Below are 14,078 nucleotides of genomic sequence, written 5' to 3'. Positions count from 1 at the left end.
TGAATGTAAAAATGGGAGGTTCGGTCATGAGAAAAATACAAGGTTTGTCCATTTTGGTGTTATGTTTCATGCTCATACTTACAGCTTGCAGCGGCGGGAACGGCGGAAATAAAGGAACGAATAACGCTCCAAAAGAAAGCGCTGTCACTGATCCGACTGCAGCACCTGAGGAATCCACAGCAACACCAGAACCTGTCGATATGGGTGGACGCGTTATTAAAGTAGCTGCATGGTGGGATTTGACACCAGCAGGTGCAACGGCTTCCGAGAAAGAGCGTCTCGCTAAAATTGAAGAAGTTGAAAAAAAATATAATGTGAAAATCGAATTCATAAACGTTCCTTTTGAAGAATACATGCCGAAGTTTACGGCTACTGTCCTGACAGGTGAGCCTTTCGCAGACATCGTTCAAATGGAATACAAAGCAGCATTGCCGGCTGTATTGAAAGGCCAGCTGCTTCCGATCAGCGAGTTTACAACTTCAGCTAATAACATCAACAACGATGCAAACTTGATGGCCAAAGCGCCTGCTATAGCTGGCGGCGAATATGCATTTGACAATCCAGGTTCAGGCGGTACAGCCATGCACTACAATCGCGATTTGTTCAAAAAACTTGGCCTTCCGGATCTTCAAGAGCTTTATACAGGCGGCCAATGGAACTGGGAGAAGTTTTTGGAAATTGCAAAGCTAGCAACGAAGGATACAGATAATGACGGAAAAATTGACGTTTATGGCTTCTCAGGCTGGTCCATTGATATTTTCCGCAACTTTACGGCTGCAAATGGCGGCAAAATCGTTGACGAAGGAGCAGGCGTTCAAGGCTTAACTGATCCAAAAACGATTGAAGCGGCAGAGTTTGTTAACCGTCTATACAACGTTGAGAACGTTATGAAAATTAAAACAGGCGACAGAATGAATTATGAAGAATTCAACACGTTTAAAGACGGCGATGTAGCGATGTTCCAAGCACCGGCGTGGAATATTGGTGAATTAACGTTCGATATCGGTGTTGTGCCAATTCCGAACGGGCCACAAGGAAGTCCAGAAGTTACTTATGCGAACCCTGGACAAGCGGCTAAATTTATTCCAAAAGGCGTAAAAGACGCACAATTGGTTTACCAAATTTACGAAGAAACATTTGATATTACTCAAACGGAAGAATTCCCAAGCCAAGAGTGGCTGGAAGGCCTCTACAATCACGAGGAAGATGTAGCTATGCAGCGTGATCATATTACGAACACAGGCCAAATCTTGCTGGATGATGCTTTCCCTGATTTCCCTACTGGGAAGTTCGTTACAGATATTATCGTAAATAATCAATCAGTGACTGCGACTGCTGAGAAGTATAAGCCGGAAGCAGAAGCGTCCATAGCCAAGCTTTCTAAGTAATTGAAGGCAGCGGTTTAATGTACAGGTCGGGGGACGTCTTTCATGACTTCCCCCGATTGTATGAGAACGAGGAAAATAAATGCTAGAAGATATATGGGCTTATATTTCACCATCAAACGTGAGCTTCCCCGCCTATGGACGGAGAAACCGTTTATGCATGTAAGGAGGACCTCTGGTGATAAGCAATTTGCGGCTAACCAATGTGGCAAAGAAGATAGTCCCTTTTGTTTTGGCAGTTTTAATGGTACTTCCGTCAGTGCCTAAGGTGCATGCAGTCGGCAGTTCGGATAATGCGCTGACGGAGGAGTCCGTTCAATCCGGATCGACGAAGATCTCTGCTTATAATGAACAAAAATATCATGAATATGTCTCGCAATATGAGGCGGCTGCCCGTCCAGAGCGGGAAATCGTATTAGAAGCAATCAATTACAGCCATGTAGAGGGTGCTGAGTTCGAGAAGCTTAACAACTACGAGGGCATGGACGGATCTTCCTTGTTAACAGGTGAATCGGGCAAAGTGGAATGGTCATTTGATGTGACTGATGCGGGTCTTTATAATCTTTCTTTGCTCTATTATCCCATTGAAGGAAAAAGCTCAGCGATTGAACGGGATTTATTCATTGACGGAAAACGTCCGTTCAGAGAAGCTGCTTTCCTGCAGTTTGACCGTGTTTGGGATAATCAAGCAGCTCAAGTTGTTCAGGACAATCAAGGCAATGATCTCAGACCAAAGCAAGTGGAGAAGCCGAGATGGAGCGAGAAAACATTTCAAGATTCCGATGGTTACGAGAATGAACCTTTCTTATTTTATTTTTCGCAGGGCAAACATACGATTACGCTTGAATCTACACGGGAACCGATGGTCGTTAAACAATTGAAACTATTTCAACAGCCTGCTCCACTAACCTATGAACAGTTGCTTAAGCAGTATGAAGCAGATGGTATGAAGGAGACGAGCGGCCAATTGATTACGATTGAAGGCGAGGCTTCCACAGCAAAGTCTTCACCAACCTTGTATCCGCTAAGCGAGCGTTCAAGTGCTGCAGTATATCCTTACAGCTCTTCAAAAATAAAAATAAATACGATTGGCGGCTTGAATTGGCGTCTTCCTGGTCAATGGATGGAATGGGAAATTGATGTCCCTGAAACGGGGCTTTACCAAATTGCCTTTAAAACGCAGCAAAACTTCGTTAGAGGCATTTATTCAACTCGTACATTAACCATTGACGGTGAAATTCCTTTTAAGGAAATGGAAAAGGTTGCGTTTCGTTATAAGAGCTCCTATCGGCTTGATGTGATGGGTGGAAAGTCTCCTTATTTATACCGCCTGGAAAAAGGAAAGCATACACTCAGGCTTGAGGTAAGTTTAGGCGAGTTTGCCCCGCTCATTCGTGAGGTTGAAAGCAGTCTTTATAATTTGAATGAAATGTATCGCAAAATATTGATGATTACGGGAACAAAGCCCGATGAATACCGTGATTATCAGATTGAGAAAAAAGTTCCCAACATACTTAACGTTTTTGAAGAAGAAAGTGAACGTCTTAAAACCATTGCCTCACAGCTCGTCAAATTATCAGGACAATCCAGTGACCAAGAGGCTCTTCTAAAGACGATGTCACTGCAATTGGATGAGATGGTTGAGAAGCCGGATACCATTCCGAGAAGGCTTGGAGCCTACAAGACAAACACAGGGGGACTAGGAACTTGGGTTCAGCAAGCAAGGCAGCAGCCGCTTGAGATCGATGCGCTGTATGTCGCTTCACCAGATAAGAAATTCCCTAAAAAAGGGATGGGTTTCGCTGCGAATCTTAAGCATCAATCTGCAACTTTTATTTCTTCTTTCTTTACGGATTACAATCAGATCGGAAATATTTCTGAGGACGCCGACCAAAGGTCGATTACCGTATGGATCGGAAGCGGACGGGATCAAGCCAACACGATGAAGGCGATGATTGACGAAACCTTTACATCCGTTACCGGCATTAATGTCAACTTGAAGCTGGTAAACATGGGAACACTGCTGCCTGCAACGCTGGCGGGCCAAGGTCCCGACATCGCCATGCAGATTGAAAATGATTTGCCTGTTAACTTTGCGATGCGCAACGCTTCAACTGATTTGACACAGTTTGCTGATTTCGAAGAGGTGAGGGAACGTTTCCGTCCAAGCGCAGTTGTTCCATACAGCTATGATGGCGGGGTTTATGCGTTGCCGGAAACACAAACGTTCAACATGCTCTTTTACCGTAAGGATGTGCTTGATCAGCTGGGTCTGGAAATTCCGCAAACTTGGGATGAAGTTTCTAATTTACTAGCCGTTCTAAGTAAAAATCATATGCAATTCGGTTTGCCCGTTGTGGCACAAGCTGCTGTTCAAGGGCAAAACATACCGCCAAACTCGATGTATGCGGCACTATTATTTCAGAATGGTGGACAGCTATACCGCAATGATGGCAAAGAATCCGATCTGGATTCACGCATCGGCATCGAAACATTTAAGCAATGGACGGAGTTTTATACCGACTATAAATTAGAACGGGAATATGATTTCTCCAATCGCTTCCGTACGGGGCAGATGCCAATCGGCATTGCAGATTATACAACCTATAACCAGCTTTCTGTATTTGCGCCAGAAATTCGCGGCATGTGGGGCTTCGCTCCTGTTCCGGGAACCATCCAGAAGGATGGCTCCATTAATCGTGAGGTGCCAAGCGGAGGCAGCGCTGTCGTAATGATGAAGAAGGCGAAGGACAAGGAAGCATCATGGGAGTTCATGAAATGGTGGACCAGCGAAGCGACACAAACGGTGTTTGGTCGTGAAATGGAAGGTTTGATGGGCGCAGCAGCCCGTTATCCGACTGCCAATATCAAGGCACTCGACAGCTTGCCATGGCCGGTTGCCGATTACGAAAACTTGAAGGCGCAATTTGAATGGGTACAAGGGGTGCCGGAAGTGCCAGGCGGATATTTCACAGGCCGACATTTGTTTAATGCTTTCTATAAGACGGTTGTTGGTCAAGTGCAGGCGCGCGAATCGATTATGGACTATGTCCAATATATGCAGGATGAAATTACGACGAAACGAAAAGAGTTCGGGTTGCCGCAATAATGGAGGGAGGGTCAAGCGTGCAAAATTGGTGGAACCTGAAGCTGCGGGAAGTGAAAGCAAACAAACACTCCTACATATTGCTGGCGCCTTACATGGTTTTGTTCGCCGTGTTTACAGTACTGCCGGTTTTGGTTTCGGTGGTGCTTAGCTTTACGTACTTCAATATGCTGGAGTTTCCAAAGTTTGTCGGCTGGCAGAATTATACGCGCTTATTTCTAGATGATGATGTTTTCCTCATTGCCGTAAAGAACACGCTGTTGTTCGCTGTAATAACGGGACCAATTAGTTATATCGCATGTTTTGTTTTTGCATGGATTATTAATGAGCTGTCTCCAAAGCTGAGAGCGATAATGACTCTCGTATTTTATGCGCCATCGATATCCGGAAACGTGTATTTTATATGGCTGATGATTTTCTCTGGCGATCGTTATGGAATCGCCAACGGTTTTTTATTGAAGCTGGGCATCATCTTGGAGCCGCTTCAATGGTTGAAAAAAGAGGAATACATTTTGCCGATCATCATTCTTGTTCAGCTTTGGCTTAGTCTTGGAACGGGTTTTCTTGCTTTTATTGCAGGTTTGCAAACCGTTGACCGAACATTATATGAGGCTGGCGCAGTCGATGGCGTGAAGAATCGCTGGCAGGAGCTTTGGTTCATTACATTGCCTTCGATGCGGCCGCAGCTGATGTTCGGGGCAGTCATTCAGATTACGACGGCATTTGCAGTGGCTGATGTTTCGATCGCTCTCGCAGGATTCCCTAGCGTCAACTATGCAGCTGAGACGATAGTTACTCACTTAATCGATTTCGGTACTACCCGTTTTGAGATGGGTTACGCTTCTGCCATTGCTTCTGTGTTATTCATGATTATGGTGGGATCGAATCTCATCGTTCAAAAACTTCTTCGCAGGGTAGGTGAATAAGTTCATGAACTTCTCCTTTCGAATCCCGAGGAAACGGGTAAATCGATCGTTTTGGGGCAGCTTCTCGCTTTTTGTTTTGCTTACGGCGTTCGGTGCGTTCATGATCGTGCCGCTAATCTATGCGATCAATAATGCCTTTAAACCGTTGGATGAAATATTTATGTTTCCTCCGACATTATTTGTTCGAAACCCGACCATGAACAACTTTATCGATTTATTCGCATTGTTAGGCAATTCATGGGTTCCTTTTTCAAGATATATTTTCAACACGGTTTTCATTACCGGCATGGGAATCATTGGACATGTACTGTTAGCGTCGGCAGCTGCTTATCCGCTAGCCAAGCATAAGTTTCCAGGTAAAAGCTTCATGTTCAGCATTGTCGTTTTATCCTTGATGTTTACGCCAGCCGTAACAGCTATTCCAAACTATATGATCATGTCATGGTTAGGCTTGATCGACACGTATTGGGCAGTCATCATTCCAGCTTTTGCTTATTCGCTTGGTCTCTATCTAATGAAGCAATTTATGGAGCAAATTCCTGATGTGCTGTTAGAGGCGGCAAAAATTGATGGAGCAAGCGAATATCGAATTTTCTGGACCATCGTAATGCCCAATGTAAAACCGGCATGGCTAACGCTAATTATTTTGCTTTTCCAAATTCTTTGGGGCAGCGATGGGAATGGCTTCATTTACAGCGAACAGCTTAAATCGCTGCATTTTGCAGCGAATCAAGTTGTGGCAGGCGGTATTGCTCGCGCAGGAGCAGCGGCAGCAGTAGCACTCATTCTGATGAGCGTTCCGATTACGCTGTTCGTTTTCTCGCAAAGCCGAATTATTGAAACGATGGCGACTTCTGGAATGAAAGATTAAAAGGGGGGAATGCACTTGTCAGCGAAAAAATGGTTTCTCGTCATCGCGGCGGCTTCCCTATTGTTTATTACCGCAGCGCCTGCACCGGCGGCTGCAGCGTCGACGCCATATGAGAGCTACAACTATAACTATTGGGAAGAAGCAGTTCCAGCACCGGCGGCTTATGTACCCAAACTCTCCATATCCGGAGCTGATATCGGCATCGGTGACTTTTTAGAGCCAAAGGATATGGTCGTGTCTGCAAGCGGGCTAATATACATTGTGGACAGCGGCAATGGCCGAATCGTTATTTTAGATGATCAGTGGAAAGTGAAAAACATCATTAACGAGTACGAAAAGGACGGAGAAAAGATCGGGTTTAAAAATCCGTCGGGATTATTCGTTGATGAGGAGGAGCAGCTTTATGTTGCGGATACGGACAACGGGCGAGTTGTCGTGTTATCGAGCGACGGTGAATTGCTTCGAACAATCGAGCAGCCCAAATCTGATGTTTTGGCAAGTGATTTTAAATTTATTCCGTTAAAGGTAACGGTAGATAAAGCCAAACGGGTTTATGTCGTAGCGCAAGGCATCTACGAAGGCATCATGCAGTTTGATGAGAAAGGCCAGTTTATCGGATATGTAGGGACAAACAAAGTGCAGCGGGACTATACGGAAGTCATATGGCGCTTGCTTTCAACCAAAGCACAGAAAGCGCAAATGGTGCTGTTTATTCCAACCGAGTTTTCGAATATCGATATCGATGCCAAAGGATTTGTATATGCAACGAACATCGATCCTGACTCCAAGGAACCAGTAAAAAGACTTAATCCATCAGGTGAGGATGTGCTGAAGCGCTTCGGATACTTCGATGTGTTAGGGGATATTTTGTTCAGGCGCGCTGTGGGTCCTTCCAAGCTGATTGATGTGAAGGTACTCGAAAACGGAATGTACAGCGTGCTCGACGGAAATCAAGGCAAAGTATTTACCTACAATGATGAAGGCGATTTGCTCTATGTGTATGGCGGTAAGGGGAATCAGATCGGTACGTTTAAAATACCGGTTGCCGTCGAGCATTTGGGTGAAAAACAACTAGTGCTTGATCGTGGGAAAAGCAATATCGTCGTATTTGAGCCAACGAAGTTTGGTGCCAGCGTAAACGAGGCTGTGAAGCTGCATTACACCGGTGAGGATAAGCTGGCGGTACCGGTTTGGCAAGAAGTGCTTCGGTTAAACAGCAACTACGATATTGCGTATATAGGCATTGGCAAATCGTTGCTGATGGAGCGGAAGAACGGGGAAGCACTTGAGTATTTTAAGCTGGGCATGGACCGCGATAGTTATTCCGTAGCTTACAAAAGGTACCGCAGGGAAGTAATGAAGGAACATTCAGGAACCTTTCTAACAATGCTGATCGTCCTAGCAGCTGCATGGCTTGCGTTCAAGCTGGTAAGCTCTCGTATGAAAAAGAGGAAGCTTACGATGTCAGACTTTGCATCGCAAACCGCTAAGGAGGGCAGATCGCTATGAAACAGGATTTCATCAAGTTTCCGCTGCATTTAATCGTTCATCCTTTTGACGGCTTCTGGGATATGAAGTATGACGGCAAAGGAAAAGTAAAGGTCGCATTAGCTATTTTGCTGCTTGTCATCGTTTCTGTTATTTTACAAAATCAGTTTGCAGGTTTTCTGGTGAACTATAATGATCCACGTCATTTGAACAGCCTGACTCAGCTCGTTACGATTGTATTTCCTTTCTTCCTTTGGTGTATATCCAATTGGGCGATTACAACCTTAATGGATGGCGAAGGTAAATTCAAAGAAATTGTTATGGCGACAGGTTATGCGCTTGTTCCTATGGTCATTCTTTATGTTCCCATGACCATTGCGAGCCGGTTTATGGTACAGGAAGAAACAGCTTTTTATTATTTAGTCATGTCTATATCCACCATTTGGTTTCTAGCGCTTCTATTTGTCGGTACGATGACGGTGCATCAATATACGGCGTTTAAAACGATTATTACGATGCTGCTGACGGTAATCGTAATGGGCATTATCGTATTTCTTGGGACGCTCGTGCTGAGTATGATGCAGCAAATTATCGATTTTATTATCAATATTTATCGTGAAATCATTTTCCGTACGTAAAGGAGGCCGCACCCGTGAAAAATCGTAAAAAGCTGGTTGCGGTGCTGGCCTGTACCGCAGCAATTTGTATCTTGGTCTGCTCCGTATTGCTATTCACCAGTCGTGGAGCTAAAGCCGTTAAAGCAGCCGCTTATATGAAAATGACAACTGAGCTGGAAGCTGGAGCCGCAATTAAGGCAATGCCTGATTCTTCAAAAGGTGTGCCAGGCATGCAGCTTGTAGCGGACAATTCCGAATTATCGTTATACTACAGCGCCGAAACGACAGAGGTCGCTGTGAGGGATAAACGGCAAGGCCAAATCTGGTACAGCAATCCGCCCAATCGGAGTGAGGATGCTATCGCATCGGGCTTCGAGAAGGAAATATTGTCTTCTCAGTTGACGGTACTGTTCCGGGATTCAATCGGTACGCTGGATACATTCACCAACTTCACGGAAAGTATCGCAAATAAGCAGTTTACAGCTGAGAGCATTGAGAACGGCATTCGTATCACTTATACGATTGGCGATACGTCTATCGGCGTGGATGCCTTGCCAAGGTATATAAGCAAAGTGCGATTGGAAGAGAAGGTGCTCTCCAAGCTGGATGCGCCAACGGCCAAATATGTGGGATTGCGCTATTATCCGAAAGCGGACAATAAGGAAGTATTAGAGAGACTAGATGCGCAGGTTTCCAAGCCGCTTGTATTGAGCAAAATGACGGCGGCATTCGTCAAGGCTGGTTATTCCGATGAGGATCTTGCTTTCGACAATGAGGAAAATGGCGTTGCAGGCGGCGGCGAATCGAGCAAACCAAACTTCGTTATTCCTTTGGAATACCGCATTGATGGCGGTTCACTGGTTGCATCCGTTCCAGTCAATCAGGTCAAAGAAAGCGGAGGCTATCAAATTCGCAGCATCGAGATGCTTAATTTCTTTGGCGCTGCAGATAAGGAAAACGAAGGATATATGTTCGTGCCGGATGGAACCGGAAGCTTGATCCATCTAAACAACGGCAAGGTAAAGGAAGAGCAATACGTACAAAGAGTATATGGCCTTGATCCGAACGATAACAGCTACCGCCGCGGTCAAGTAAGCGAGAGTGCTAGAATGCCGGTATTTGGGATGAAGGCTGGAAGCGCAGCATGGTTTGCGGTGATTGAAGAAGGTGATGCTGTTGCCAGCATCGCTGCTGATATCAGCGGTAAAAAAAATTCCTACAATTATATTCACAGCAGCTACTCATTGCGTGGAGAGGATGAGCTTGAGCTTTACACAGGCTCAAAGATTCAAGAAATCCAGCTGTTGAGTGAAGAGATTTATAAAGGCGACATTCAAATTCGATACAGCTTTCTCTCTGGCGATAAGGCGAGCTATTCAGGAATGGCGGAGCTTTATCGTGACAGGCTTGTAGCTGAAAACAAGCTTCAGCCATTAAAAGATGATGAAAAGCTTCCATTTTATTTGGATATTCTAGGAACGGTCGACAAGCGGAAATCATTCCTTGGTGTACCGTACAGCTCCGTCGTTTCCATGACATCCTTTGAGCAAGCCTCACAAATGGCTGGACAACTGAAGTCGGATGGGATTGATCGATTGCTCATGCGTTACACGGGCTGGTTCGGCAACGGCGTCAATCATCAGACACCAGTAAAGCTGAAAGTGGACAGCGAGCTCGGAAGCAAGTCTAGCTTCATTAAGCTAGCGAATCAGCTGGAGCAATCCGGCGGGATGTTGTTCCCAGATGTAGCCTTTCAGCAAATTTATCATGATGATGGAGGTTTTGTTCCATCCTCTGATGCATCGCGGTTCGTTACACGGGAGGAAGCAGAGCTTTATCCTTATAACCGAGCGCTTAATCGAATGGATATGCTATTAGGCTCGTATTATTTGTTGTCACCGGCAAAGCTTCCCTACTTCGTTGATACGTTTATGAAGAAGTATGATTCGCTTGGCATGAGGGGAATATCGCTGCGGGACCTTGGCAGCGTGCTGAGCTCGGACTTCCGTACGAGCAGAGTCATTCAACGCGAAACGGCTAAAAAAATCGTTGAGGATGAGCTGAGCAAGGTGGATGAGCGCGTCGATCAAACGATGCTTACGGGCGGAAATGCTTATGTATGGCCATTCGCAGATCATCTTATAAATGTGCCAACGTCATCCAGCGGCTTCGTGCTAACGGATGAGGAAGTTCCATTTTATCAAATGGTTATTCATGGATATGTCGATTATGCCGGCGGTGCGATTAACTTAGAGGATGAGCAGGATATTCAGCAGCAGCTGCTTCGTTCGGTAGAGCTTGGCTCAGCGCCGCATTTTTCATGGAGCTATGAACCATCGTCTAAACTGAAATTCACTCATTTTGACAAGCTGTTCTCTACCCATTACAAAGACTGGTATGATCAAGCGCTGTCGATGTATAAGGAAGCAAACGATGTGCTCTCCGGTGTGAGAAACGCTCAAATGGTGAAGCATATTCGCCATCAAGACGGTGTCGTAGAGATGCAATACAGCAATGGGAAATCAATTATTGTCAATTACACAGATAAGCAAGTCAGCATTATCGGAAACAAAGTTGAAGCTCAAAACTATTGGGTAGGAGGTGAGCGTTAATGAATGGATATAAGTTAGCTTTGCGCCACAAGCGCTCACTTCTTGGCGTAGCATTTATTTTCCCATGGCTGCTGGGCTTCATATTTATGTTTGCGACCCCGCTTATCCAATCCATTAAATTCAGCTTCAGCAAGCTAACGGTGGAACCGACTGGGTTTATTTTGGAATCGGTTGGCTGGGCGAATTTTAAAGAAGCGTTGTTCGTGGATGCTACCTTCAATCGGATTTTGACCCAATCCGTTTCTGAAATGGTTTTGAATGTACCGATGATATTATTTTTCAGCCTTTTCTCTGCTACGCTGCTTAATCAGAAGTTTCGTGGCAGAATACTCGCGAGAGCGATATTTTTCCTGCCTGTCATACTCGCTTCCAATGCGATTTCAGCTGCAGAAACAGCGGGGCTTATTAATCTAGTAGGCGATTCATCGGTCGTAAGTGAAATGGGTGAAGCTTCTTCCACCTATAATATTATGTCAATGGTCATGATACTTAGTGAAATAGGATTGCCGCTATCGTTCGTAGACTACATCGTTCAGGCGATTACTAGAATCTATGAGATTATTACAAGCTCTGGCGTGCAAATTCTTATTTTTCTAGCTGCTTTGCAGTCCGTTCCAGGTGCCATGTATGAGGTGGCTAAGATGGAAGGCGCTACAGCCTATGAATCGTTCTGGAAAATCACATTTCCATTAGTTAGCCCGCTCATTTTGACCAATGTCATCTATACGATTATTGATTCATTCTCGGGCAGCGCAGTTACGGATATGATTTTCTCGACGGCATTCACCACGCAAAACTTTGGGCTAAGCGCAGCGATGTCTTGGGTTTACACGTTGATTATAAGCGTTGTTTTGGTCATTATCGGAGTGCTGCTATCGAGAAAAGTACATTACAACTGAGTGATTAACAAAGGAGGAAGCTGCATATGGAGGCTTCACAGGCTGTTCGCAACGAGGACAATAAATATCGGCTGCAGAAAATGAAAAATAAGACGATCGATACGTTGTACGCCATTTTTCGTTACGCGCTTGTTATTGGCATCTCGTACATCATCATTTATCCGCTGCTTATGAAGTTTTCTGTTGCTTTCAAAGACAAAGTCGATATTTACAATCCGACGATTTATATGGTGCCTGTCCACTTTACGCTCGACAACATCAAAATGGCGATGGATATTTTACACTACTTTCCTCTCCTAGGGAATACGCTTGTCTTTGTTATTGTGACTACGCTACTAACGACAGCTTCCTGCGCGCTTGCTGGGTACGGCTTCGCCCGTTTTAACTTCCCAGGCAGCAATGTGCTGTTCGCTCTGGTCATATTAACGATTCTAGTTCCGACAAGCACGTTGATGGTTCCGATGTATCTTCATTTTAGAAGCTTTGACATACTCGGAGTCATTCATCTCGTAACGGGTAAGGAAGGCGTTAATCTGCTCAATACGTATTGGCCTTCTATTATAACGTCTGCGACGGCAATCGGATTAAAAGCGGGCCTGTTCATTTATATTTTCCGCCAGTTTTTTAAAGGAATGCCTAAAGAGATAGAGGAAGCAGCATTGATTGATGGTGCTGGCGGAGTGAAAACATTTTTGAAAATCATGCTGCCGAACGCCATTCCGCCAATCATTACTGTTGTGCTGTTCTGCTTTGTTTGGCAGTATAACGATACCTTTTTCACTTCGCTGTTCATGAGTGAATCCGCACTTATGCCGATTAAGATTTCGACATTGTCAGCTCAAGCCAATGCGTTGCTTCCAGGTTTGCTGGGGGTAGCGGCCGGAGGCGGTAACGTTAAGGCTGATCCGAACCATGTGGCAATGATTATTGATACGGGTATTTTGCTTGCTATCATACCGCTAATCATTTTGTACTTAGTCGTTCAGCGTTATTTCGTTGAAAGTGTGGAGCGGAGCGGTATTATCGGGTAGCAGGCAGTAGGTTAAGTAAGGATATACAAAAAGAAATGTCAAAGAAGGAGAGAAACCATAAATGTTGAATGTGAAGCAGCAATCCCGTTTCATAGTGGAACCTAAGCTCATAAACCCGAATGCAGACGATCAGGCGAAAAGGCTGATGACCTATTTATGCGACATTTATGGAACTCGCATATTGACCGGTCAGCAAATCGGTGTAGTATCAACACCTGAGCTTGAAATATTGCATGAAGTGACTGGGAAATACCCAGCTGTTTATGGCTTTGATTTCATGAATTATTCACCCTCGCGCACAGAGCGCGGGGCCACATGCTCCGATACGGATATTGCGATTGATTGGTGGCAAAGCGGCGGCATCGTAACTTTTTGCTGGCATTGGAATGCGCCTAAGGATTTAATTGATTTGGCCCCTGACCGAACGTGGGGCAGCGGCTTCTATACAAAAGCAACGACGTTTGATGTGCAGAAGGCGTTGAGTGATCAAGAGTCAGAGGATTATAAGCTGCTGATCAGAGATATTGATGCGATTTCCTCCGAGCTGAAACGGCTGCAGGATGCAGGGGTGCCTGTATTATGGAGACCACTGCACGAGGCTTCGGGAGGCTGGTTCTGGTGGGGCAGCAAAGGGGCTGAGCCCTGCGTTCAATTGTGGAAGCTGATGTATGACCGAATGACGAACGTGCATAAGTTGAACCATTTGATTTGGGTATGGAATGGACAGCATGCGGATTGGTATCCGGGCGATGAGTACGTCGATATTATTGGAGAAGATATTTATCCTCCTGAGCAAAATTACGAGTCGCAGCTTGATCGTTTCGAGAAGGCACTCGCTTACACAAGCATGAACAAAATTATAGCTTTGTCTGAAAATGGACCGATCCCTGATCCTGATCTTATGCTTCAGGATCGTGCACTATGGGCATGGAATTGCACGTGGTATGGCAATTTTGTCTACAATACTGTGGATGGACACCGTGTATATGCCGAGAAGTTTACAGATAGGGAACAGCTTATCAAATTTTATAATCACCCTTTCTCGTTAACGAAAGATGAGCTGCCTGATTTGAAAAATTATCAGCTGCGAGAATAGCGGGTGGATGACATTCATCGCAAGGAATAATACTTGTGCAAGGAGCA

Annotated in this window: 10 protein-coding genes; all 10 read left to right on the top strand. The window is 45.1% G+C overall.

Translation table 11 applies throughout. The features are described from left to right. Positions 1 to 26: 26 nt before the first annotated feature. The 10 genes from AB4Z50_RS20910 to AB4Z50_RS20865 all read left to right on the top strand — a co-directional run bounded on the left by AB4Z50_RS20910 (position 27) and on the right by AB4Z50_RS20865 (position 14,031). The gene (locus AB4Z50_RS20910; protein WP_441881635.1) at positions 27 to 1,388 is read left to right on the top strand and encodes an ABC transporter substrate-binding protein; all 1,362 of its coding nucleotides are present in this window, start codon (positions 27 to 29) and stop codon (positions 1,386 to 1,388) included. A 241-nt stretch (positions 1,389 to 1,629) separates the two neighbouring features. Beyond that, complete coding sequence (locus tag AB4Z50_RS20905; RefSeq protein ID WP_441881795.1) at positions 1,630 to 4,494, top strand: extracellular solute-binding protein; 2,865 nt, start codon at positions 1,630 to 1,632, stop codon at positions 4,492 to 4,494. Continuing rightward, positions 4,494 to 5,417: a carbohydrate ABC transporter permease gene (locus AB4Z50_RS20900; protein ID WP_441881632.1), complete on the top strand. Its 924-nt coding sequence runs from the start codon at positions 4,494 to 4,496 to the stop codon at positions 5,415 to 5,417. The genes AB4Z50_RS20905 and AB4Z50_RS20900 overlap by 1 nt, the downstream gene beginning before the upstream one ends. Before the next feature lie 4 nt (positions 5,418 to 5,421). Further along, positions 5,422 to 6,288 carry a carbohydrate ABC transporter permease gene (locus AB4Z50_RS20895; protein WP_076266688.1) on the top strand — a complete coding sequence of 289 codons (867 nt, stop codon included), beginning with the start codon at positions 5,422 to 5,424 and terminating at the stop codon, positions 6,286 to 6,288. Positions 6,289 to 6,297: 9 nt separating this feature from the next. Beyond that, positions 6,298 to 7,797, top strand: a complete 1,500-nt coding sequence (locus AB4Z50_RS20890; protein ID WP_441881629.1) for an NHL repeat-containing protein — start codon at positions 6,298 to 6,300, stop codon at positions 7,795 to 7,797. Continuing rightward, positions 7,794 to 8,414: a Yip1 family protein gene (locus AB4Z50_RS20885; RefSeq protein ID WP_076266690.1), complete on the top strand. Its 621-nt coding sequence runs from the start codon at positions 7,794 to 7,796 to the stop codon at positions 8,412 to 8,414. The genes AB4Z50_RS20890 and AB4Z50_RS20885 overlap by 4 nt, the downstream gene beginning before the upstream one ends. Positions 8,415 to 8,428: 14 nt before the next feature. Next, entirely contained in the window at positions 8,429 to 11,005 is a 2,577-nt protein-coding gene (locus AB4Z50_RS20880) for a DUF5696 domain-containing protein (RefSeq protein ID WP_441881626.1), read from the top strand. After that, on the top strand, positions 11,005 to 11,904 hold the full coding sequence (locus tag AB4Z50_RS20875; protein ID WP_441881623.1) for a carbohydrate ABC transporter permease: 900 nt from the start codon (positions 11,005 to 11,007) through the stop codon (positions 11,902 to 11,904). Before AB4Z50_RS20880 ends, AB4Z50_RS20875 begins: the two co-directional genes overlap by 1 nt. Positions 11,905 to 11,930: 26 nt before the next feature. Beyond that, positions 11,931 to 12,935: a carbohydrate ABC transporter permease gene (locus tag AB4Z50_RS20870; protein WP_441881620.1), complete on the top strand. Its 1,005-nt coding sequence runs from the start codon at positions 11,931 to 11,933 to the stop codon at positions 12,933 to 12,935. A gap of 61 nt (positions 12,936 to 12,996) precedes the next feature. Next, positions 12,997 to 14,031 carry a glycosyl hydrolase gene (locus AB4Z50_RS20865; protein ID WP_441881618.1) on the top strand — a complete coding sequence of 345 codons (1,035 nt, stop codon included), beginning with the start codon at positions 12,997 to 12,999 and terminating at the stop codon, positions 14,029 to 14,031. The last annotated feature ends 47 nt before the right edge of the window (positions 14,032 to 14,078 follow it).

It is taken from the genome of Paenibacillus sp. 2TAB26 (assembly GCF_052115145.1).
GTDB lineage: Bacteria > Bacillota > Bacilli > Paenibacillales > Paenibacillaceae > Pristimantibacillus.
Note: the sequence above shows the minus strand (reverse complement) of the source record. Positions and strands in the feature narration are given on the sequence as shown.